24 protein-coding genes are annotated in these 20,564 nt (G+C 69.7%); 13 read left to right on the forward strand and 11 right to left on the reverse strand.

From position 1 onward, the window contains the following. Positions 1 to 7 precede the first annotated feature (7 nt). The 3 genes from YIM_RS08200 to YIM_RS08210 are packed head-to-tail and all read left to right on the forward strand — an operon-like array spanning position 8 to position 1,526. On the forward strand, positions 8 to 427 hold the full coding sequence (locus tag YIM_RS08200; RefSeq protein WP_153029754.1) for a VOC family protein: 420 nt from the start codon (positions 8 to 10) through the stop codon (positions 425 to 427). Positions 428 to 480: 53 nt separating this feature from the next. Continuing rightward, complete coding sequence (locus YIM_RS08205; RefSeq protein ID WP_153029755.1) at positions 481 to 1,092, forward strand: glyoxalase; 612 nt, start codon at positions 481 to 483, stop codon at positions 1,090 to 1,092. Then, positions 1,089 to 1,526, forward strand: coding sequence for a pyridoxamine 5'-phosphate oxidase family protein (locus YIM_RS08210; protein WP_194240080.1), 438 nt, complete (start codon positions 1,089 to 1,091; stop codon positions 1,524 to 1,526). Before YIM_RS08205 ends, YIM_RS08210 begins: the two co-directional genes overlap by 4 nt. On the opposite strand, the gene YIM_RS08215 is transcribed toward YIM_RS08210, so the two are convergent. From YIM_RS08215 to YIM_RS08230, 4 genes are all read right to left on the reverse strand, one after another. After that, complete coding sequence (locus tag YIM_RS08215) at positions 1,498 to 1,827, reverse strand: antibiotic biosynthesis monooxygenase (RefSeq protein ID WP_153029757.1); 330 nt, start codon at positions 1,825 to 1,827, stop codon at positions 1,498 to 1,500. The two genes, YIM_RS08210 and YIM_RS08215, sit on opposite strands and share 29 nt — an antisense overlap. 40 nt (positions 1,828 to 1,867) lie before the next feature. Continuing rightward, positions 1,868 to 2,497: a class I SAM-dependent methyltransferase gene (locus YIM_RS08220; protein ID WP_153029758.1), complete on the reverse strand. Its 630-nt coding sequence runs from the start codon at positions 2,495 to 2,497 to the stop codon at positions 1,868 to 1,870. A gap of 27 nt (positions 2,498 to 2,524) precedes the next feature. Then, entirely contained in the window at positions 2,525 to 2,839 is a 315-nt protein-coding gene (locus tag YIM_RS08225; protein ID WP_153029759.1) for a hypothetical protein, read from the reverse strand. 122 nt (positions 2,840 to 2,961) lie between these two features. Beyond that, positions 2,962 to 3,279: a hypothetical protein gene (locus YIM_RS08230; RefSeq protein ID WP_153029760.1), complete on the reverse strand. Its 318-nt coding sequence runs from the start codon at positions 3,277 to 3,279 to the stop codon at positions 2,962 to 2,964. A gap of 142 nt (positions 3,280 to 3,421) precedes the next feature. Here YIM_RS08230 and YIM_RS08235 point away from each other — a divergent pair, with 142 nt between their 5' ends. Together YIM_RS08235 and YIM_RS08240 are read left to right on the forward strand one after the other, a co-directional pair. Next, on the forward strand, positions 3,422 to 4,606 hold the full coding sequence (locus tag YIM_RS08235; RefSeq protein ID WP_153029761.1) for an MFS transporter: 1,185 nt from the start codon (positions 3,422 to 3,424) through the stop codon (positions 4,604 to 4,606). Positions 4,607 to 4,629: 23 nt separating this feature from the next. Next, the gene (locus YIM_RS08240; RefSeq protein WP_153029762.1) at positions 4,630 to 5,184 is read left to right on the forward strand and encodes a TetR/AcrR family transcriptional regulator; all 555 of its coding nucleotides are present in this window, start codon (positions 4,630 to 4,632) and stop codon (positions 5,182 to 5,184) included. A gap of 11 nt (positions 5,185 to 5,195) precedes the next feature. Here the strand turns inward: YIM_RS08240 and YIM_RS08245 are convergent, their stop codons facing one another. Next, a complete protein-coding gene (locus tag YIM_RS08245; protein WP_228004621.1) occupies positions 5,196 to 7,886 on the reverse strand; it encodes a tetratricopeptide repeat protein in 2,691 nt (896 codons plus the stop codon). 324 nt (positions 7,887 to 8,210) lie between these two features. Between YIM_RS08245 and YIM_RS08250 the strand changes: the two genes are divergently transcribed. From YIM_RS08250 to YIM_RS08270, 5 genes are read left to right on the forward strand one after another with little or no spacing between them, the layout of a single operon-like run. Next, positions 8,211 to 9,650: a GntP family permease gene (locus YIM_RS08250; protein ID WP_228004622.1), complete on the forward strand. Its 1,440-nt coding sequence runs from the start codon at positions 8,211 to 8,213 to the stop codon at positions 9,648 to 9,650. Between the two features lie 20 nt (positions 9,651 to 9,670). Further along, complete coding sequence (locus YIM_RS08255) at positions 9,671 to 10,846, forward strand: CaiB/BaiF CoA-transferase family protein (protein WP_153029764.1); 1,176 nt, start codon at positions 9,671 to 9,673, stop codon at positions 10,844 to 10,846. Then, entirely contained in the window at positions 10,843 to 11,631 is a 789-nt protein-coding gene (locus YIM_RS08260) for a CoA ester lyase (RefSeq protein ID WP_153029765.1), read from the forward strand. Before YIM_RS08255 ends, YIM_RS08260 begins: the two co-directional genes overlap by 4 nt. Positions 11,632 to 11,645: 14 nt before the next feature. Then, positions 11,646 to 12,578, forward strand: a complete 933-nt coding sequence (locus YIM_RS08265) for a LysR substrate-binding domain-containing protein (protein ID WP_153029766.1) — start codon at positions 11,646 to 11,648, stop codon at positions 12,576 to 12,578. A 4-nt stretch (positions 12,579 to 12,582) separates the two neighbouring features. Then, the gene (locus tag YIM_RS08270; protein ID WP_153029767.1) at positions 12,583 to 13,134 is read left to right on the forward strand and encodes an AAA family ATPase; all 552 of its coding nucleotides are present in this window, start codon (positions 12,583 to 12,585) and stop codon (positions 13,132 to 13,134) included. On the opposite strand, the gene YIM_RS08275 is transcribed toward YIM_RS08270, so the two are convergent. Then, positions 13,120 to 13,965: an NBR1-Ig-like domain-containing protein gene (locus YIM_RS08275; protein WP_153029768.1), complete on the reverse strand. Its 846-nt coding sequence runs from the start codon at positions 13,963 to 13,965 to the stop codon at positions 13,120 to 13,122. The genes YIM_RS08270 and YIM_RS08275 overlap by 15 nt on opposite strands. A gap of 251 nt (positions 13,966 to 14,216) precedes the next feature. On the opposite strand from YIM_RS08275, the gene YIM_RS08280 reads away from it, so the two are divergent. Beyond that, complete coding sequence (locus YIM_RS08280; RefSeq protein ID WP_153029769.1) at positions 14,217 to 15,035, forward strand: peptidoglycan-binding protein; 819 nt, start codon at positions 14,217 to 14,219, stop codon at positions 15,033 to 15,035. 79 nt (positions 15,036 to 15,114) lie between these two features. Here YIM_RS08280 and YIM_RS08285 read toward each other — a convergent pair whose 3' ends face one another. Beyond that, on the reverse strand, positions 15,115 to 15,702 hold the full coding sequence (locus YIM_RS08285) for a TetR/AcrR family transcriptional regulator (RefSeq protein WP_153029770.1): 588 nt from the start codon (positions 15,700 to 15,702) through the stop codon (positions 15,115 to 15,117). A 129-nt stretch (positions 15,703 to 15,831) separates the two neighbouring features. Between YIM_RS08285 and YIM_RS08290 the strand changes: the two genes are divergently transcribed. Beyond that, positions 15,832 to 16,533, forward strand: a complete 702-nt coding sequence (locus YIM_RS08290; protein WP_153029771.1) for an SDR family NAD(P)-dependent oxidoreductase — start codon at positions 15,832 to 15,834, stop codon at positions 16,531 to 16,533. On the opposite strand, the gene YIM_RS08295 is transcribed toward YIM_RS08290, so the two are convergent. Then, a complete protein-coding gene (locus tag YIM_RS08295) occupies positions 16,530 to 17,450 on the reverse strand; it encodes a helix-turn-helix domain-containing protein (RefSeq protein ID WP_153029772.1) in 921 nt (306 codons plus the stop codon). The two genes, YIM_RS08290 and YIM_RS08295, sit on opposite strands and share 4 nt — an antisense overlap. 71 nt (positions 17,451 to 17,521) lie before the next feature. On the opposite strand from YIM_RS08295, the gene YIM_RS08300 reads away from it, so the two are divergent. Next, positions 17,522 to 18,529 carry a saccharopine dehydrogenase NADP-binding domain-containing protein gene (locus YIM_RS08300; RefSeq protein WP_228004623.1) on the forward strand — a complete coding sequence of 336 codons (1,008 nt, stop codon included), beginning with the start codon at positions 17,522 to 17,524 and terminating at the stop codon, positions 18,527 to 18,529. On the opposite strand, the gene YIM_RS08305 is transcribed toward YIM_RS08300, so the two are convergent. From YIM_RS08305 to YIM_RS08315, 3 genes are all read right to left on the reverse strand, one after another. Continuing rightward, on the reverse strand, positions 18,507 to 18,860 hold the full coding sequence (locus tag YIM_RS08305; protein ID WP_153029774.1) for a nitroreductase/quinone reductase family protein: 354 nt from the start codon (positions 18,858 to 18,860) through the stop codon (positions 18,507 to 18,509). The genes YIM_RS08300 and YIM_RS08305 overlap by 23 nt on opposite strands. A 100-nt stretch (positions 18,861 to 18,960) precedes the next feature. Continuing rightward, complete coding sequence (locus YIM_RS08310) at positions 18,961 to 20,019, reverse strand: hypothetical protein (protein WP_153029775.1); 1,059 nt, start codon at positions 20,017 to 20,019, stop codon at positions 18,961 to 18,963. Positions 20,020 to 20,037: 18 nt separating this feature from the next. Then, complete coding sequence (locus tag YIM_RS08315; protein WP_228004624.1) at positions 20,038 to 20,433, reverse strand: GNAT family N-acetyltransferase; 396 nt, start codon at positions 20,431 to 20,433, stop codon at positions 20,038 to 20,040. Between the last annotated feature and the right edge of the window lie 131 nt (positions 20,434 to 20,564).

Below are 20,564 nucleotides of genomic sequence, written 5' to 3' on the forward strand. Positions count from 1 at the left end.
GCCTAGCATGCTTGCCATGGACCTCACCATCCACACCACCGTGCTGCCGCACGAGGACCCGGACGCGTCACTGGCCTTCTACCGCGACACCCTCGGTTTCGAGGTTCGCAGTGACGTCGGGCAGGGCAAGATGCGCTGGATCACCGTCGGTCCGGCCGACCAGCCGGGCACCTCCATCCTGCTGGCGCCGCCCGCCGCCGATCCCGGCATCAGCGAGGAGGAGCGCGCCACCATCGCCCGGATGATGGCCAAGGGCACCTACGGCTGGATCCTGCTGGCCAGCCGGGATCTCGACGGGGTCTTCGAGAAGGTGAGCGCCGGGAACGCCGAGGTGGTCCAGGAGCCGGCCCAGCAGCCCTACGGTGTCCGCGACTGCGCGTTCCGCGATCCCGCCGGGAACCTGATCCGCATCCAGGAGGTCGCCTGAGCCGGTCAGGAATCGAGAAGCGCGTCCGCCGGGCCGGATCTAGCGTGAGCGCCATGGCAATCATCGACCACCTCACCTTGGACGTGCCCGACACCGCGGCCGCCAAGCAGTTCTACGCCACCGCCTTCGACCTGGACGAAAGCCGCTTGCGGCTGCGCGCCGGGGACGAGCCCAGCACCGGATTCCGCGGCTACACCTTGTCCCTCACGGTTTCCCAACCGTCCACTGTCGACAGTTTTGTCCAGTCCGCACTGGACGCGGGTGCCACCACCCTGAAGCCCGCCGAGAAGTCGCTCTGGGGTTACGGCGGTGTGGTCCAGGCGCCGGACGGGGCGATCTGGAAGGTCGCGACGTCGGCGAAGAAGGACACCGGCCCGGCCACGCGGCAGGTCGACGACCTGGTGCTCCTGCTGGGTGCCGAGGATGTCACCGCGAGCAAGCGGTTCTACGCCGACCACGGCGTGGCGGTGTCGAAGAGCTTCGGCCGCATGTACGTCGAGTTCGAGAGCGGGAAGGCCGTGAAGTTGGGGCTCTACCGGCGTCGCGCGCTCGCCAAGGCCGCCGGCGTCTCGCCGGAAGGCACCGGTTCACACCGGATCACCATCAGCGGCGACGCCGGCCCCTTCACCGACCCGGACGGCTTCACCTGGGAGAACACCCGTTGACCGCCCGAGACCTGGCGCAACGGCTGCGGGACACCCGCGCGAAGCTGGAGCACGACGTCGACCTGTGGGTCGCGACCTCGAGCCCGGACGGCGGGCCCCACCTCGTCCCCCTCTCGTACCGCTGGGACGGCGCGGCGTTCCTCGTCTCGACGCCGCGTGCCTCGGTGACCAGCCGCAACCTGCTGGCGGACGGCCGGGTCCGCCTCAGCCTCGGGCCGACGCGCGATGTCGTCATCGTCGACGGCATCGCCGAACCGGTCGGCATCGACTCGGAAACCGGTGACGAATTCGCCGCCAGAACCGGTTTCGACCCGCGTGGCCTCGAAACGCCCTACCAGTATTTCCTGGTCCGGCCGCGGCGAATCCAAGCCTGGCGTGAGGAGAACGAACTGGCCGGCCGGACCCTCATGCGTGACGGTCGCTGGCTGGGCTGACCTCGGCCGTCCACCCGGCCACCACCTCGACGTGCCGCAACCCGCCCGACTCCGCGATGTGGCGGAACCAGGACGCGCACTCGGGCACCGAATCCACGGTTCGCGCGGCTTCCTCCGCTTCGGCCCGGCTGCGCCAGAACACCACGTCCAGCCAGCCGCCGTCGTCCTGCTTGGTCAGGTAGGCCGCCAGGCAGCCGGGAAAGCTCCGCCGCAGGGCCGCCACCATCGCCGGGCGCTCGGCCACCAACCGGGCTTCGGCGCCCTCGTGGATCCTGAAGTGGGCCAGCTCGATCGTCGTCATGGCGGGAAAACTAGCCGCGACCACCGACAATCAGCGCCGGTCAGTCCGGTTTCCTGGCCAGCAGGTAGGCCTGCGGGACCCGTTCGAGCGGTGGCCGCGGTTGCCGCACCAACTGCGCTTCGAGCACCAGGCCCGCGTCGGTGAGCAGCTTCGTCACGCTGTCCGGTCGCAGGCGGTAGGCATCGACCGAGACGTCGTGGCCGTACGCGTGCGTGATGTGCCGATGCTCGTCGCCGACCTGGAAGGCCGTCAGCAGGCGCCCGCCCGGTGCCAGCACCCTGGCCAGTTCCGCGGCCACGTCCGGCAGTTGCTCCGGTGGGGTGTGGATGAGCGAGTACCAGGCCAGCGCGCCCGCCAGCGAGCCGTCGCCGAGGTCCAGCGCGCCCAGCGAACCCACCTCGAACCGCAGGTCGGGATGGGTCCGCCGGGCCACGGCGATCATGCCGGGGGACAGGTCGACGCCGAACACGTCCAGCCCCAGTGCCGCCAGGTGCCCGGTCAGGCGACCGGGGCCGCAGCCGAGGTCGCCGACCGGGCCCGCGGTGCCGACGAGTCCGGCGAAGGCGTCCAGCATCGCGCGGTCCCACGGATTGGCGTCGAGTTCGTCACGTAGCAGTTCGTCGTACGACTCCGCGACGGTGTCGTAGGCGATCCGCGTCTGGTCGGTCATGATCGCGATGCTAGCCCCGGCTCGGGGTCAGGCGAGGCACGTGAACTTGTACCTGGAGTAGGCGGCATTCGCGAGTTGCTGGTGGTACGCGGCCTGTTGCTTGTGGTACTCGGCCTTCTTCGTGTCGCCCGCCTGTGCTGCCTTCTTCGCGAGGGCCTGGTGGTCCTGGGCAGTCGCCTGGTGCATCTTGGCCTCCTGCAAGAGCCTGGCGCACTGGTCCACGGCGGCCATCGACGCGGGCTGGCCGACCGACGCTGATGCCGCGGGCGCCCCCAGGCCACCCGCGAGTCCGAGCGCCAGTACGGCGGCCGAGCCGGTGATGAGCTTCCTGATGGTCGACACGTGCTCTCCCCTCTGTGTTGGTCGTTCGGGCGGCATCGTGTCCCGGCCCGGTTTCATGCTGCTTTCCTTGGTGGACAAGGGGCTGTATTGCCGGATTCGCGCCGCCGGCGGCCGGCGGGCGGTCAGGTCCGGCACTTGTTGTACTGGTCGTAGGCGAGCTTCGCGGAGTACTGGGCCTGTTCGGCCTGCTTCTTGTGGTATTCGGCCCGCTTCTTGTCACCCGCGGCGGCGGCCTTCTTCGCCAAGGCCAGTTGCTTCTGAGCTTCCGCCTCGTAGTCCTTGGCCTTCTTCAGGTACTTGTCGCACACGCCCGCGCTCGACAGCACCGCGGCCTGCCCGGCCGGAGTCGCCGCGGCCACGGCGGGTGCGGCGAGCCCGCCCGCGAGCCCGAGCGCCAGTACGGCGGCCGAGCCGGTGATGAGCTTCCTGATGGTCGACACGTGCTCTCCCCTCTGTGTTGGTCGTTCGGGCGGCATCGTGTCCTGCCCCGGTTTCATGGCGCTTTCCTTGGTTGCCAGTAGCTGATACCGTCGGAAACAAATCTAACGATCGTTCAAGTTTCTATCTGGGGGTCCGCCCGACATGGCCAATCCCTACCGCGAGCTCTTCGCCGCCCGCGGCTCGCTGGCGTTCACCGCTGCCGCGCTGATCGCCAGGACCGCGGCGCCGATGACCGGTATCGGCCTCATCACCATGCTTTCGCAGCTCCGTGGCGACTACGGGCTGGCGGGCGCGGTGTCCGCCTGCTTCACGCTGTCGATGGCACTGCTCGGCCCGCAGATCTCCCGGCTCGTCGATCGCCGGGGGCAGAGCCGGGTGCTGCTGCCCGCTTGCGGGGTCAGCGTGGTTTCACTCGGCATTCTGTTGCTGTGCACCAGTTACGGCGCACCGGCCTGGTTGCTCTTTGTGTTCGCGGTACCGGCGGGCTGCCTGCCCAACATGGCCGCGACGGTCCGCGCGCGCTGGTCGCACCTCTACCGGGAGTCCGCGCGGCTGCACACCGCGTTTTCGTTCGAGTCCGTTGTGGACGAGATCACCTACGTCTTCGGTCCGGCGTTGTCGGTGGCGTTGTGCACCACGCTGTTCCCGCAGGCGGGGCCGCTCGTGGCCGCCGTGCTGCTCACCGTGGGCACGGTGCTGTTCACCGCCCAGCGCGCCACCGAACCACCCGCGCACGCCTCGGCTTCCGGTCCCGCCAGGTCGGTCATCCGCAATCCCGCCGTGGTGGTGCTGGTCCTCGTGCTGACCGCGGGCGGCACGATCGTCGGCACGGTGGACGTGGTGAGCATCGCCTTCGCCGAAGCGCAGGGGAACACGATGGCCGCCGGGGTGGTGGTTTCGGTGTACGCCATCGGATCCGCGGTGGCGGGCCTGGTGTTCGGCGGGCACAGGCCGACCGTGCCGCTGCCGCGCCTGCTGCTCTACGGCACGCTGGGCACGGCGCTCACCACGGTGCCGATGCTGCTGGTCACCAGCATCGCCGGACTGGCGACGACGGTGTTCTTCGCCGGGGTCTTCTTCGCGCCCAGCATGATCGTGATCATGACGCTGGTGGAGCGCATCGTGCCCGCCTCGGCGCTCACCGAGGGCATGACCTGGGCGGTCACCGGGCTGAACGCCGGTGTCGCACTGGGGGCCGCGGTGTCGGGCCAGGTAGTGGACGATTTCGGCGTGGCGGGCGGGTTCACCGTGGCGGTGGTCGCGGGCGGGGTCGCGCTGCTGGTCGTCCTGCTCGGTCACCGCTCGATCGCGGTCCGGTTACGCTGAACCGGACCAGCCGGGAGGTGTCAGTGTCGGACGGTCGCCGCATCAAGGGCGAGCGGCGCAAGCGGGAACTCGTCGAGGCCACGCTGCGCGTCGTGGCGCGTGACGGGGTGGCCGGGGTGAGCCACCGGACGGTTTCGAAGGAGGCCGGGCAGCCTGCCACCTCGGCCGCGTACTACTTCAGCAGCATCCGGGACCTGCTCACCGCGGCGTTGACGCGGTGCATGGACGAGGACGCCGAGCGCATGCACCGCCTGGCCGCTGCCGCGGACGGGGGCGCGGACAGCCTGCGGGGCCTGGCCGTGCTGATGGCCGAGGTGGTCCGCGGGCCGAGCAGCCTGCTCGCCGAGTACGAGCTGTACCTGCTGGCGGCCAAGGACGCCACGCTGCGGCTGCCCACCGAACGCTGGATGGCCGCGGTGGCGGACTTCGCCACCCGCTTCACCGACGACCCGGTGCGGGTCCAGGCCTTCGTCGGCCTGGTCGACGGTGTCATGTTGCAGGCCCTGCTGACCGACCACCCACCCACCGCCGCCGAATTCGAGGCGATACTCAGAACCGTCCTTCCCCAGGACGGCTGACCGCGCGGGCACTACTCCTTGTCTGACGCCGCATCGAGGTGGCGGCGGACCTCGGAAGCCTTGTGGGTGAGGCCGTAGCCGTCGTAGATGGCGGCTGCTTCGGTCCAGCAGCGGATGGCCTCGCCGACGTGACCGAGGCTGTACAGGGAGGCCGCGAGCACATCTGAAGGCGCGGCGATGGTTTCGTGCCGGTTGAGGTCGATGCCCCTGCCGATGGCGATGGCATCTCGGCACAGAGCGATCGCCTTTTTGTGTTCCCCCAAACCCTGCCAAGCCTCGGCAAGATGCGTCAGAGCCATCGATTCACCGCTGCGATCGCCGGTTTTCCGACGCAGGTGCAGTCCCCGCAATCCGTGGTCGAGCGCCTCGTGATACTCGCCGAGACCGGTGTGGGCGGCGCCGATATTGCCTTCCACGACCGCTTCCCATCGTCCGTTGTCGATGCCCCGGCTGAGTGGCAACGCCTCGTTGAGACACCGCAGGGCGTCATCGAACCGCTCCTGCCCGTGGAACAGCAGTCCTCGGTCGTTGAGCACCCACACCGACAACTCGTCGTTGTCCAGTTCGAGTACCAGCGCCGCGGCGCGGTCGAAGTCATCACGCGCCCGCTCCCAGAGGCGCAGGTTCAATGCCGCCTCCCCGCGCAATATCTGGAAATGCGCTTCGTAGGTTCGGTTGACAGTGCGCCGCGCGGCTATCAGTCCGACGTCCGCGGTGTCCAGCCACGCCTGCCAGCTGACCGTGGTGGCGATGAAACCGGACGCGTCGGCGAGCGGAATGGTGTGGTGGTCCAACTTGTGTTCGGCTGAATAGTGCAGTGCGGCGAGCACGTTCTCCCGTTCGCTGGTGAGCCAGTGCAGGGCGTACTCGACGTCGCCGAGCGCATGTGGGTGCGGCGGCTCCGCCACGACGATCCGGAGCCGCTGATGCATCGGGAAGAGGAGTTGGTCAGCGCACCTGACGGTGTGCGTGTACCAGGTCAGCACCGATTCGACGGCTTGGTGCCGATGACCGGCGGAGTCGAGTTGTCGAGCCCGCTCGGCGGCGTAGGTGCGGAGCAGGTCGTGGAATCGATATCGGCCCCCGGCGGTGGGCTCCACCAGGTGTGCGTCGGTGAGGGCGGTGAGCAGGGGCTTGGTGGCCGCGGGGGAGTGCTCGGCGATGGCTGCCGCCGCCGGCAGCGAGAAGTCGGGGCCCGGGTGCAAGCCCAAGCGCCGGAACAGTCGTGCCTGCTCCGGCGGCAGTTGCTGGTACGACCAGTCGAACACGGTGCGGATCGCGGCTCGTTCGTCGCCGCCCTGGCTCAGCACGTCGAGGCGGGAGCGGTCGTCGGCGAGTTCGGCGACGAGGTCCGCCACGGTGAGGTGAGGGTGGGCGGCTACGCGGCTTGCGGCGATCCTCAACGCCAGCGGCAACCGAGCGCACAGTTTGATCAGCTCGGCGACGGAGTCGCTTTCAGCGGCGGCGCGCTCGGGGCCGATGATGCCGGTGACCAGTCGGAGCGCTTCCTGCGGTGTGAGCAGGTCGAGGGTCAAGCGGTGAGCGGCGTCGGTGACGACGAGCCCGGTGAGGCTGTCGCGGCTGGTGACCAGGACCATGCAGCCGGCCGCACCGGGTAGAAGAGGCCGGATCTGGTCCGAGTGGTGGGCGTTGTCCAGCACGATCAGCATTCGCTTGCCTGCCAGGAGCGAGCGGAACAGCGCTGCGCGAGCCTCGACGTCGGCGGGGATCTTCCGTGGTGGGGTGTCCAGTGCGCGTAGAAAGCTGACGAGGACTTCTCCCGGGGCGGCGGGACTGCCGGGACCGTAACCGCGCAGGTTCATGTGCAGCGTCCCGTCGGGGAAATTGTCCTGGACGCGGTGAGCCCAGTGGACCGCGAGAGCGGTTTTGCCGATACCGCCGCTGCCGTCGACCGCGGTGATCACCACCGACTGCGCCTGTCCGTCCGGTGAGTCGGCGGTTCGGGGGAGAAGTGCATTGAGGGTTTCGAGGAGTTCGGCGCGGCCGGTGAAGTCGTGTACCGCCGGCGGCAGTTGCCGCGGCACGACCCGCTTCGGGTCCGTGAGGGTCGAAGTGGTGCCGGGCGGGTACGGGTGGTCGGGCAGGGTGATCCACCCCGTCGTGACGACTTCCTTCACCTCGACCGGGATCGAATGCCACGTTGACGGCGCGGCCCCTGGGGTGTGGCGCACCACGTCGTCGAAGAACCAGGACGAGGCGATGACCGCCAGCACTCCGGGGGAACTGGTGAGCGCCTCCTTCAACGGAGTGGCATCGCAGAGCCGGAACGTCAGCGTCAGGGACGAGGAGCTGACGCCGTGGTCGTCGTAGTGGACCTCCCCCGCGTGCAAGGCCAGCCGCAGCCGGATCCGCTGCTCGTCCGGATGCGTGGCGTTGTGCGTTCGCAAGCCCGTGACCAGTGCGGGTGGCAAAGCTTCGGCGAACACGGCTTTGTCCGCGTCTGCGGGGGCGAGAACGAACACCGCGTCGCCGCGATCTTCGTGGTAGCAGTTCTCCCACGGCACACCGGCAGCCGTGAACGCGGCTTGCATCACGCGGTAGAGCCCTTCGCGCACTGCTCGTTGATGTGGCTTGATGCGCTGTGGATCTCCGAAGCCCTCGACGTCGGCCACCACGATGGTGTGGTGACGTGTGCCCCGGTCCGGCATGGACGACCACTCCTCGTCACCGGTCTTCGGCACCACTGGAAGTTGGACCGGGTGGCACGAATGTAAGCAGCGCAGGCCGTTCGCACCAAACGTGCCAGGCTGCGTTATCGGATCGATCTGGCCAAGCCGCGCCGAGTTGGGTGCGGACGGCGTCCGGTGCGGTGCCCTTCTTCTCCGTCATGGTCGCGAAGCTGGACCCGGACACCGTGGCCAAGGTCGAGCTATCAGCGCTCCTTATGGTGGTCTTGGTGATTGCCGCCTACCGGGGGTGGTGATCGTGTGTTCTGATCTCGCAGCACGGGCGCGGTCGCGACGAAGCGGCCCGGCCTTCTGCGGGAGAGGACAGACACGTTGATTGTGTTGCACACGACAATCGCGATTGTCGTTGTGGTGCTGCTCATCCTGGTGACCAGGGTGGACCCGGTCATCGCACTCGTCGTCGGCTCGATCTATCTCGGGCTCACCGGCGGACTGGGTTTCGACGGCACCATCAAGGCCATTGCCGGGGGATTCGGCGAGATCATGGCCGAAGTCGGCTTGCTCATCGGTTTCGGCGTATTGCTGGGCTCATTGCTGCATTCCATGGGTGCGCTGCAGAAGCTGGTCGAAATGCTGATGCGCGGACTGGGACCGCGGAAGATCCCGCACGTGCTCGGCGTGGTGCTCAGCACCATTTTCCCGTCGATCTATGTGGACGTGCAATTGGTGCTCGCCGCCCCGCTGGCCCGCGCCGCCGCCCCGCGCATGGGCCGAAACGGGCTCGCCATGATGGGCGGTTCGCTGACCGCGGGCATCCTGGTCGGCTACGTCTTCGTGGTGCCGGGACTGGGCACCGTGGCCATCGCCGGCCTGCTCCACGTGCCGCTGGGCTCGATGCTGGTCTACGGCTTCGTGCTCGGCCCGCTCACCGTGATCCTCACCATGCTGGTCTACGGCTGGCTGCTCAAACGCGGTTTCTGGAACGCGGCCAAGGACGAGGTAGCCGACCCGGTCGCCGCTTACGCCACCGACAACACCGCCGCCGCTGACGGCGCCACCGCCGCCGCCGTCGATGCCGCCACCACTGCCACCACCGCCACCGACGCCACCGATGTCGATGCCGTCGCCGCAGTCGCTGGAGGTGCGGCGCCGGTGCGGCGCACGCCATCGCTTCCTGTGGCGTTGCTGCCGATCGTGGTGCCGTTGCTGCTCATCGCGACCGGAGCGATCACCGAGGCGGCCGGGGTCGAGTCCAGCCTGCTCGCCTTCCTCGGCGACCCGGTGTTCGCCCTGTTCACCGGGCTGCTCGGCGCCTACCTGCTGGCGCGCCGGGCCCTCGGCCGCGACCGGGTCGGCGAGTCGATGGCCAAGGGGTTCAACTCCACCGGCCAGATCCTGCTGATCACCGGCGTCGGCGGCTCGCTGGGCGCGGTCATCGGCAAAACCGGGCTGGAGGACGTGCTCGGCGGCTTCTTCTCCGCCGAGGCCGGGGTGCCGGTGGTGGTGACCATCCTGCTCGCCTGGCTGGTCGCGGCCGTGCTGCACCTGGCCATCGGCTCGATCTCGGTGGCCGCGATCACCGCCGCCGGGATACTGGCGCCGATCATGGGCGGGCTCGACGTGCCGCCCGCCGTGCTCGGCCTGGCGATCGGCTCCGGCGCGTTGTTCGCCCTGCACGTGAACAGCAATTTCTTCTGGATGTTCCAGACCATGCTCGGCGTGACCACCAGGGGCGCGTTGAAAGCGCTCACCTTCGTCACCGCACTGGCGTCGGTGGTTTCGCTCGTGCTCGTTTCGGCCCTCGGTTTTGTGGTGTGACCACCGGCAGGAAGAAGGATATGCAACCCCTCCGTGGAGTGACCGTTGTTTCGCTGGAGCAGGCCATCGCCGCTCCCTATGCCAGCCGCCACCTGGCTGATCTCGGTGCCAGGGTGATCAAGGTGGAACGGCCCGGCGTCGGCGATTTCGCACGCGCCTACGACACGCGCGTGAACGGCCTGAGTTCCCATTTCGTCTGGGTGAACCGAAACAAGGAATCGCTCACCCTGGACATCAAGAAACCACGCGGAAAAGAAATCCTGCGGCAATTGCTGGCCGACGCCGACGTGTTCATCCAGAACCTGGCGCCCGGTGCCGCGGCCCGTGCGGGACTCGGCGCCGAGGAGTTGCGGACGGCCCACCCGAGGCTGATCGTCTGCGACATCTCCGGCTACGGCACCCCGGGACCGTACGAGACGATGAAGGCCTACGACCTGCTGGTGCAGAGCGAAGCCGGGCTGCTGTCGGTCACCGGGAACGGCGAGGACATGGCCAAGGCGGGCATCTCGGTGTCCGACATCGCCGCGGGCATGTACGCCTACAGTTCGATCCTCGCCGCCCTGCTGGAACGCGGCCGGACCGGAAAGGGCGCACACCTCGACGTTTCCATGCTGGAGTCCACAGTGGAATGGATGGGCTTTCCGCTCTACTACGCCTACGACGGCGCACCGCCGCCCGTGCGCGCGGGCGCGGCGCACGCGACCATCTACCCCTACGGCCCCTTCGAAGCCGGGGACGGCGGGGTGGTGATGATGAGCATCCAGAACGAGCGCGAATGGCGTTCCTTCTGCGAGAAGTTCTTGGGACGCCCCGAAATCGCCGTCGACCCCGACTACGCGACCAACGCCGACCGCAACACCAATCGCGAGGCGCTGGGCGCGATCGTCTCCGCGCGGTTCGCCGAGCTGACCGCCGCCGAGGCGATGGACCTGCTCGCCGCGATCCCGGTCGCACACGCCAGGGTCAACTCGATGGCCGAGGTCTGGAACCACCCGCAGCTCGCCGCCCGCGGACGCTGGCACGAGGTCGGCACGCCGGCGGGCCCGGTCCCGTCGCTGTCCCTGCCCGGCCTGGTCACCGGCGAGCCCCGGATGGATCCCGTGCCGGAACTCGGCAGCCACACCCGTTCGATCCTCGCCGAGCTGGGGCTGAGCGAGGCGGACATCGACGGGCTGATCGAGGAAGGCGCGGTATGACCCTCACCACCGCGGTCAGCTGGCTGTTCGTGCCCGCGACCAGGCCGGAACGCTTCGCCAAGGCCACCGCCGGCGGTGCCGACGTGGTGATCATCGATCTTGAGGACGCCGTGGCCCCGGCCGACAAGGAGACCGCCCGCGCGGCGTTGCGGGAGCACTGGCCCGCGGACTCGCCAGTGCCTGTGGTGGTGCGGGTCAACGCCGTCGGCACCCCGGACTCCGCTGCGGACCTGGCGTTGTGCCGCGAACTGTCACCCGCTGCCGTGGTGCTGCCCAAGGCGGAGACGGCTCGCGACGTGCAGGCGGTCGGCGGGCCGGTGCTCCCGCTGATCGAGTCGGCGCGGGGCCTGGTGAACCTGGCCGAAATCGCCGCCGCCGAGCCGGTGGTCCGGTTGCTCTTCGGCAGCATCGATCTGGCGCTCGACCTGGCCGTGACCGAGGACGCGGCGCTCGATCCGTCACGCAGCGACCTCGTCCGCTGGTCGGTGGTGAGTTCGCTGCCCGCCCCGGTCGACGGGGTGAGCACGGCCATCCGCGACACCGACGCCGTCACCAGGGACGCCAAGCGGGCGAAGGGCTGGGGGTTCGGCGGCAAGCTGTGCATCCACCCGGTGCAGGTTCCGCTGGTCCACGCGGCTTTCGCGCCCTCGGCGGCCGAAGTGGACTGGGCCCGGCGGGTACTGGCGGCCGACCTCGGGGGCGCGGCGAGCCTGGACGGTGAGATGATCGATCGTCCGGTCGTCGAGCGGGCCCGGCGGATCGTCCGGGAGGCCGAACGCGCGTGAGGGAGGGCGGCAGCGTGGACATCGCCCATCTGCGCGACCTCATCGCCGTTGTCGAATCGGGCAGCCTGTCGCGCGCGGCCGGGCGGTTGCACGTGTCTCAACCCGCGATCAGCCAGCGGATGGCGCAGCTCGAGGCGCACCTCGGTGTGCGGTTGCTGGACCGGGGGCCGCGGGGCGTGGTGCCCACTTCGGCGGGGCGGGCGCTGTACCGCGACGCGCAGCAGCTGGTCCGGCAGTTCGACCGGCTGTCCGAGACCGCCGTCCACGGGCGGCACCACATCCACGGCCCGGTCGCGGTCGGCCTGCCGACCACGGTCGCGACGCCGTTGGCGGCGGCGTTGTTCTCCTGGACGAAGGCGCACCACCCCGGGATCCACCTGCAGTTGTTCGAGTCGATGAGCGGGTACATCCACGAACTGCTGCTGGTCGGCAGGCTGGACCTCGCGGCGGTCTACCCGGAGACCGACGCGCCGCGGCCGGGGGAGACGCCGCTGTACTCGGAGGAGCTGTACCTGATCGGCCAGCCGTCGCCGCGGCCACGGTCGGACGAGGAAGTGTCGCTGGCGGAGCTGCGGTCGGTGCCGCTGGTGACGCCCGGTGGCCGCAGCAACCTGCGCACGCTGATCGACCGCGCTTTCGCCGCGCACGGGCTGGTGCCGACCGTGGTCGCCGACGTGGAGTCGCTCGGCACGATGGTGCGGATAGCGGAAAGTGGGGAAGCATGCACGATCCTGCCGCGGTCGGTGGTCGCCGGGCACGGCCCGGACCTGGGGGTGCGGCGGATCACCGACCCCGCCCTGCGGCGGCACGTCGCGGTGCGCGCGTCCACGGAGCTGTACGAACCACGCGACTCGGTTGCCGCGGTTCGTCAGGGAATCGTCGAAGTGACCAGGAAACTCGCCTCCGACGGTCGCTGGCCGGGCATCGTTCCGTCCTCTGTGGACTGACGTGATGGCGCGGTTCATCCACCTCAACGGACCTTCCGGCGTCGGCAAGTCGACAACGGCTCAGCGGTACGTGGACGCGCACCCTGGCGTGCTCAACCTGGACATCGACCGGGTGGTGAGCCTGATCGGCGGGTGGCGGGACGATTTCCGGGCCGCGCTGCCCGCCGGGCGCGCGCTGGCCATCACCATGGCGGAAACCCACCTGCGCGCGGGGCACGACGTGGTGATGCCGCAGCTGGTCACCAAGGTGGAACAAGCCCAGCGCTTCGAGGCGGCGGCTGCCCGCGCCGGTGCGGAGTACGTCGAAGTCGCGCTGACCGTGGGGAAGCAGGAGCAGGCGGCGCGATTCCAGGGCCGGGCTTCGAGCAGCGACTGGGCCAGGCACATGGACGCCATCGTCACGCGCGACGGCGGGCCGGTCCTGCTGGGGCGAATCCACGACCACCTGACGGCTTACCTGGCCGAACGCCCGGACTGCGTTGTCGTCCCCACCGATGGCCTCGACGCGGAAGCGACCTACGCGGCCGTCGTCGGTGCGCTGTCAGGGCCGGACTAGGACGGAGAAGTAGATGGGGCGGCGGCCCGGGAGGAGCTCACGGTCCTGCTCGTCGACCATCTTCCAGTAGACGCGGCAGTCGACCGGGGCGGTGGGCGGGGCGCTGACGGTGACCGTCACCTGGACGTGCTGCTGCGGGGCGGTGTCGTTGATCGGAATGCGTTCCGGGGTGCGGCAGGCGTTGGCGGCCACGGGCACGTCGGTGCGCCGGAGGAACCGGTTGCGCCACTCGACGGTGCCGGTGTTCTTGATCTCCCACACCTTGACGAACTGCTCGCCGGGCTTGACCACGGTGTCGTCCGGAATGGTCACGTCGGCGACGAAGCTGCTCGAGTCACCCGGATAGGGCGGACCCGGCGGCGCGGCGGCCTCCTCGTGCCGCGGCACCAGCAGCACCACGACCACCACCACCGCGGCGACCAGCACCGCGGCCAACGGCACGACCACCCGCTTCGACCGCCACCACGTCACGCCCGTTCCGGTATCGGAACCCAACGCCGACACCGAGGCCGACTCCGCCTCTGGCACAGGAAGCGACTCCACGGCGGCGGACTCAGAGGTCGGGGACGAGAGCGCGAGGTGCACCCCCAGCCATCGGGCGCGCCACTCCTCCTCATCGCCGTCGCAGGCGCGGACGAACTCGCGCACGGTCTCCCAAGGCTGCAGCCGACGGCCGGTGACGGTCAGGTGCAGTGTCGCGTGCGAGACCGCGCCGGACTTGGCCGCCATCTTCCGGAACGACGGTTCCCCGGCTCGCGCCCGCAGTTCCCGCAGCCCGGCCATGAACGATTCCAGCTCGGGCGCCCGTTCTCCCGCTTGCAGTCTCGGCACGCTCCCCTCGCGGTCGTGTCAGATGGACACGACTTCCTGTCACTCTCCGCGACCGCGCAACTATACCGCGAACACCCCCGCCGATGCCGTGCTGACCAGGGAAATCGGGCCCAATGACCACTGTCAGACGCTGTCAACCTGCGGCTTCTGACGTCAGAGGTTCGGTCCAGGTGCTTCCGGACACGCACTCGTCCGGGCCAGTGTCGAACACACGTTGTTCGCAGGGAGCAGCATCGAGTGAAGGAGCAGACATGCGCAAGGTGGCAACCGCCGCGATGTTCACCGCCCTTTCCGCGGCCGCGCTCACCGGCACGATCGGGCAGACCGCGGTAGCCGCCCCGGCGGTGAACATGGAGGCCGTGGTCAAGGCGGCGATGTGGGACCCGTACAAGCCGGACCAGTCGATCACGCCGGGTTCCGGCGACAGCGTCAAGGTGGTCGAGGAGGCGCTGGCGGCGAAGAACCTGCTCGACAAGAAGCAGGTCGACGGGCACTTCGGCACTTCGACGGTGACCGCGTACCAGAAGTATCAGAAGTCGCTGGGGCACAGCGGGCTGGCTGCCAGCGGCCTGCCGGGCAAGGGGTCGCTCGCCGAGCTGGGCAAAGGCCGCTACACCCTGACCGCCACCATCGACGTCGGCTCGAAGACCACGGTCGACGGCCAGACGCTGAACAAGCGCACCGCCGACATGATCAAGGCGGCGGAGAAGCGCGCCGGGGTCGACTTCACCATCACCCAGGGCTCGTACAACGCGGGTGGCGTCGGCGCCTCGGGTGGCACGCACGACGGTGGTGGCGCGGTCGACATCTCGGTCAAGAACATCTCGGACAAAAAGGCCGCGGTGAAGGCGCTGCGCGAGGTCGGGTTCGCCGCGTGGCACCGCACGCCGAGCCAGGGTGACTGGGTCGAGCACATCCACGGCATCGCGATCAGCGACACCGACATGTCGCCGCAGGCCCAGGCTCAGGCAGGCGACTACTACAAGGGCCTGAACGGCCTGGCCAACCACAACAAGGACGACGGTCCGCAGGTCAAGAAGGTGACCTGGGAGGAGTTCAAGCGCGGGTGACCGCGACCCACTGGGGGTGGGGGCGGGCGGCTGACCAGCCGTCCGCCCCTCCTATTGCTTGATGCCTATTGCCTGATGCCTAACGTCCGCGCACCGCGGCGAGGCATTCGTCGTAGAGGTCCATGAGGTCGCCTTCGCCGCCGTTGGCCACCCACGTGATCGAGGCGGCGTCCAGGCACGCGAACACCGTCGCGATTATCGCCCGGACGCTCGCGTCGGTGGCGTAGATGCGGGTCTTGACCAGCGGTAGCAGGTCTTCCTGGAACCGCAGTCGCTTTTCCAGCCAGCCTGCCCGCAGCGACGCGGTGCCGTGCAGGAGGCGGAACCGCTTCAGCGCCTGTTCGCGGTTGTCGTGCAGCGCCTGCACGGCCGCGATCCCCGCGCGCAGGACCTCCCAGACTTCGAATTCGGGTGGCTGCTCGCTGATCGTGTCCGCGAGTACCTGCCACAACCGGTTCTGGTCGCCGCCGAGCAGGTCTTCCTTGGTGCCGAAGTAGCGGAAGAGCGTGCGCTGGGAGACGCCCGCCTCCTTGGCGATCTGGGCGATGGTCGTCTCGTCGTAGCCCTGCTCGGTGAACAGGCGCAGCGCCGTCTCCTGGATCTCCCGGGACGCCAGCTGCCGCGTCCGGTCCCACAGCGTGCCCGCCGTTTTGGCTTCCTGCTCCATGCCGATCAGGTTAGTCCACCACTGCCAGGTCGGCATCGACCCGAGAGTTGGCAGCGGCCGGAGGTTTGGCAGCGACTGTCAACTTCGCATATGCTGTCAGGTAGGCACTGGCACGCAAAGGAGTACCCCATGTCCGCACCTGCGGCTTTGATCACCGGCGGAACCAGCGGCATCGGCAAGGCAACCGCCGAACTGCTCCATGCCCGCGGCTATCGCGTCATGGTCACCGGCACCGATCTCGCCAACACGGGACTTCCCGGAGGCGTCGTGGCCGTCCGGGCCGACGCGCGATCCCTGCTCGACCTCGACCACGCGATCGACCGGGCACGCCGTGAGTTCGGCTCCCTCGACCTGCTCTTCCTCAACGCGGGAGTCTCCCGCCCCGGCCCGATCGAGTCGACCGGCGAAGACGCCTTCGACGCCCTTTTCGACATAAACGTCAAGGGCAACTTCTTCACCCTGCAAAAGGCGCTCCCGCTGCTCAACGAGGGCGCGTCGGTCGTGTTCACCGTGGGCGCGGGCGAAGGGCTCGGGGCCGCCATGGCAGCCGCCAAGGGCGCCTTGTTGCCACTCATGCGGTCACTGGCGCTCGAACTCGCGCCTCGTCGCATCCGCGTCAACGCCGTGAGTCCCGGCATGATCGACACCCCGGCCTACGGCAAGCTGGGCATCTCCCGGGAAATGCTCGACTCCTGGGCGAAGGATGTCCCGCTCGGCCGCGTCGGAGTCCCGGCCGACATCGCCGAAGCCGTCGCCTTTCTAGCCTCGGATGCCGCCAGCTACATCACCGGCGACAACCTCTCCGTCTCCGGCGGCCTCGGCGTGCACTAGCTCCGGAACGTGCGGCGGTAGGTGTCCGGCGGCACGCCGACCGTCCGGTTGAAGTGGCGCCGCAGGGTGGTGGCGGTGCCCATGCCGACGGCCGAAGCGATGGCGTCGATGCTGTCGCCGGTGGTTTCCAGTAGTTCCTGCGCGCGGCGGATCCGCTGGGTGAGCAGCCACCGCAGCGGCGTGGTGCCGGTGGCCGACCGGAACTGGCGGCCGAGGTGCCGCGAACTCAGGTTCGCCTGGCGCGCCAGGTCTTCCACGGTCAGCGGCTGGTCCAGCCGTTCGGTCACCCAGGGCAGCAGCGCGGTCAGCGGGTGGTCGTCGCCGGCCGGGACCGGCGTGGCGACGAACTGCGCCTGGCCGCCGGCCCGGTGCGGCGGCACCACCAGCCGCCGGGCGGCTGCGTTCGCCACGGCGGAACCGTGGTCGAGGCGGACCAGGTGCAGGCACAGGTCGACCGCGGCGGCCTTGCCCGCGGAGGTGAGCACGCTCCCGTTGTCCACGTAGAGCACGTCCGGATCGACCTCGACCAGCGGGAACCGGGCGGCCAGCGCGTCGGTGTGGGCCCAGTGCGTGGTGGCGCGCAACCCGTCGAGCAGCCCGGCGGCGGCCAGCGCGAACGCACCCGTGCAGAGCGAGGCCACCCGCGCGCCCGCCTCGTGGGCCGCGCGCACCGCGTCCAGCAGTTCGGCCGGTGGCGGCTCGTCGACGTCGGCCAGTGCCGGGACGAGCACGGTGTCGGCCCCCACCAGCCGGTCGAGCCCGTGGTCCGGCTCCAGCCGGAAGCGACCGGCCCGCAGCGGCCCGGAACCGCAGACGAGCAGGTCGTAGTGCGGGGTGCCGGAGCCGAAGATCTCGCAGGCCACGCCCAGTTCGAAGTGCAGCATGCCGTCGGTGGCGGCCAGCGCGACAGTGCTCATGTCCGGAATTGTACGGGTCGTGTCGTTCCGGACACTGTTGCCGCGCGCCCGGCGCGGCCAGAATGTCCACTGTGGATGAAACGAAGGCAGTGGCGGTGTTCGGGGCCTACGGGCACACCGGACGGTTCGTGGTGGCGGAACTCCAGGCGCGCGGGTTCGTTCCGCTGCCGTTCGGCCGTGATGGGGAGAAGCTGGCGGCGGCTTTCCCGGAGCTGGACACCCGGGTCGCCTCGGTGGCCGACCCGGCCTCGCTCGACCGGGCGCTGGCCGGGGCCGCGGCGGTGATCAACGCCGCCGGGCCGTTCGCGGTGACCGCCGCGCCGGTGATCGAAGCGGCGTTGCGCGCCGGGATCCCGTACGTCGACGTGGCAGCCGAGATCGAGGCCAATCTCGACACGTTCGCGCAGTTCGCCGACCGCGCCCGGGAACCGGTCGTCCCGGCGATGGCCTTCTACGGCGGCCTCGGCGACCTGCTGGTCACCACGGCACTGGGCGACTGGACGGCGGCCGACGAGGTGCACATCGCGTACGGACTGAGCAGCTGGCACCCGACCGCCGGTACCCGTGAAGCCGGCGCTGTCTCCCGTGAACGCCGCGGTGGCAAGCGAATCCGTTACGCCAATGGAAAACTGGAGTACCGCGACGACGCCCTGCCCACCCTCGACTGGACCTTTCCCGAACCCATGGGCACCCGGGCCGTGCTCGGCGAGTTCAGCATGGCCGACATCGTCACCGTGCCCAGCCACCTCCCGGTCCGCGAGGTGCGCACCTACATGACCACGACCGCCGCCCAAGACCTGTCGGGCGGAGTCGCGCCGGAGGCCGTCGACGAGCAGGGCCGCTCCGACCAGACCTTCGTGGTCGACGTCCTCGTGCGCTTGGGCGACGAGGAGCGGCGTGCTTCGGTGAGCGGCCAGGACATCTACGCGGTCAGCGCGCCGCTCGCGGTGGAGGCCGTCCGCCGAATCCTCATTGGACAGACGAGGGCGACCGGGGTCGCGTCGGCCGGGAAGATGTTCGACGCCCCGGATTTCCTGGACTCGCTGTCCGAGGTGCTCAAGCTGTCAGCTGGACGGTGACCGCGACACGGCCTTTCTTGTCCCGCCGGGCGATCGCGTGGCCGGGGCGGTCCGTGCCGTCGAGTTCGACGGAGATCGGGCAGCCTTCGCCGGTGAAGTTGCGCCACCAGTTCTTCGAATCCGGGAGGCGCACACCGATCACAATGGTGTCGCCCGTGCGCCGGTAGCCGACCGGAATGGTGAAGCTCCGGCCCGACCGTCGTCCGGTGTAGGTGACCAGCGTGAGGTGCCTGCGCACGGCTGCTCCCCACCGCCGGGACGAGCGCAGCGCCAGGATGCGCGCGTTGAACCCCCGTACCGCTCGTTCCGCCAGTGCTCCGCCTCGCCGCATGGATCCTCCGTGGTTCGCGGTGAACTTCCGGCCACCCACGCTAACCAGACCGGTCGCGGACGGCGCCGAAGTGAGAGACCGGGCGGGCGGATCGACTCGGTCAGCGGGGTGATTCGGCCAGCGGGCGCAGTTTCCCCGCCAGCGCCTTGCTGTCGAGGCCGAGCGCCAGCTTCGGGTAGGAGTTGTAGAGTTTGTCGGGGCAGGTCCGGCCGTCACCCACGGTGCCGGGCAGGGTGAACTGCTCGACCACCGCGCCGTCTCGGGCCTGCCGGACGGTGACGTGGTAGTTCGCTTCGAACAGGTCGAACTCGTGCGGGGCGCCGCCGGTCGCGACCGGCGAGTCCGAGTAGTGGCAGGTGAGGTCGCGGCCGGAGTCCGCGGTGGCTTCCACCCGCACGCACGCCACCAGCTGCGTGTTCGATTCCTCGGGGGTGTCCTCGACGGGGGAGTAGCTCGGCGCCCAATCCTCGTCGAGAATGGGGTCGGAGTAGAGGAAATCGGTGCCATCGGCGTGGGGGATCACGGCGGTCAGGTGAGGGGCGGGCCCGGCGAACGGGGGCGCGTCGGAGCTGAACACCATGCGCCTTGGTGAAGTGCAGACGGCGCGATCCGTGGGATAACCCTCCGACCTCGGCCATTTCGGGGCGGCCGGTGACGGCAGGTGCCCGGGGGCGGGCCCGCCAGGGCGGTCGGCCGGCCACGAGCACGGGCCGGTCGCGCTGATGGTGAGCTGCGGGGAGTCCAGGACCCAGCGCACGGTCAGCCGGACGCCTTCGCGGCTCACACCGCGGGCTGTTTTCGCGTTGTCGACCTGGAGGTCCGCGTATTCGGAGAGCCCGGAGCCGGACAGCCAGGAGTCCAGGTCTTCGTAGTACTTCCCGGCTTTGGCGCCCGCCGTCACCATGCGCTCGGCGTGCGGGACGACGCCCCAGCTGACGTCGTTTTCGGTGCAGCCGGTGGTCTGGCCGCGGGTGATCGGCCCGGCCTGCGCGTCGGATTCCAGCGTCTGCCCGGCCATGCCGGTCAGGTACTCGTCCAGGCGCTGGGCGATCTCCGCCGCGCCGACCGCGGGCGGGGTCTTCCCCGCGTCCGGATCGGGGGTGGAGCACGCGGTGAGCACGAGCAACCCGGTCAGCAGGCCCGCGCCGATGGCTTTCACCCGGCTCATTGTCCTGGATCAGCGCCGCATGGCCCAGGTCCTCGGCCCGCCGCGCGGCAGCTCGACTTCGGCGACCACCTCGAATCCGAGCGAGCGGTACAGCTCGACGTTGCGCTCGGTCGAGGTCTCCAGGTATGCGGGCACCCCGGCGGCCTCCGCCGCCTCCAGGCCGGGGCGGATCACCGACCGGCCGAGGCCGCGGCCCTGGTTGCCCGGCCGGACGCCGACCGTGCCGAGGAACCACGCCGGTTCCCGCGGCCGGTGCGGGGCCAGCGCGGCCTCCGACTCGGCGGCGATCTCCGCCCGGTCACCGGCGATTTCGGCGAGTTCCGGGCCCACGTCGGCGAACACCCGGCCGAGATCGGTGGCGTCCGGAGTGGTCCACGCGGCGACGGCCTCGGCGTGCTCGCTCACCCACACCCGGCCGTGGGGCAGGCCGATCCGGGTGAGGAACAGGTCGTTGGGAGCGGGCCAGCCGCCCGGCGTGGTCGTCGGCGGCGATGGTGTGCCTGGTGAACGGGTAGTCGGCGAAGGCCATGGACAGC

Source organism: Amycolatopsis sp. YIM 10, from assembly GCF_009429145.1.
Classification (GTDB): Bacteria; Actinomycetota; Actinomycetes; order Mycobacteriales; family Pseudonocardiaceae; genus Amycolatopsis.

Bases quoted from the DNA above. Each gene is read 5' to 3' on its own strand.
- YIM_RS08200 (WP_153029754.1), top strand. From the start codon at position 8: ATGCTTGCCATGGACCTCACCATCCACACCACCGTGCTGCCGCACGAG.
- YIM_RS08285 (WP_153029770.1), bottom strand. From the start codon at position 15,702: ATGGAGCAGGAAGCCAAAACGGCGGGCACGCTGTGGGACCGGACGCGG.
- YIM_RS08235 (WP_153029761.1), top strand. From the start codon at position 3,422: ATGGCCAATCCCTACCGCGAGCTCTTCGCCGCCCGCGGCTCGCTGGCG.
- YIM_RS08205 (WP_153029755.1), top strand. From the start codon at position 481: ATGGCAATCATCGACCACCTCACCTTGGACGTGCCCGACACCGCGGCC.
- YIM_RS08215 (WP_153029757.1), bottom strand. From the start codon at position 1,827: ATGACGACGATCGAGCTGGCCCACTTCAGGATCCACGAGGGCGCCGAA.
- YIM_RS08295 (WP_153029772.1), bottom strand. From the start codon at position 17,450: ATGAGCACTGTCGCGCTGGCCGCCACCGACGGCATGCTGCACTTCGAA.
- YIM_RS08220 (WP_153029758.1), bottom strand. From the start codon at position 2,497: ATGACCGACCAGACGCGGATCGCCTACGACACCGTCGCGGAGTCGTAC.
- YIM_RS08290 (WP_153029771.1), top strand. From the start codon at position 15,832: ATGTCCGCACCTGCGGCTTTGATCACCGGCGGAACCAGCGGCATCGGC.
- YIM_RS08270 (WP_153029767.1), top strand. From the start codon at position 12,583: ATGGCGCGGTTCATCCACCTCAACGGACCTTCCGGCGTCGGCAAGTCG.
- YIM_RS08255 (WP_153029764.1), top strand. From the start codon at position 9,671: ATGCAACCCCTCCGTGGAGTGACCGTTGTTTCGCTGGAGCAGGCCATC.
- YIM_RS08305 (WP_153029774.1), bottom strand. From the start codon at position 18,860: ATGCGGCGAGGCGGAGCACTGGCGGAACGAGCGGTACGGGGGTTCAAC.
- YIM_RS08260 (WP_153029765.1), top strand. From the start codon at position 10,843: ATGACCCTCACCACCGCGGTCAGCTGGCTGTTCGTGCCCGCGACCAGG.
- YIM_RS08280 (WP_153029769.1), top strand. From the start codon at position 14,217: ATGCGCAAGGTGGCAACCGCCGCGATGTTCACCGCCCTTTCCGCGGCC.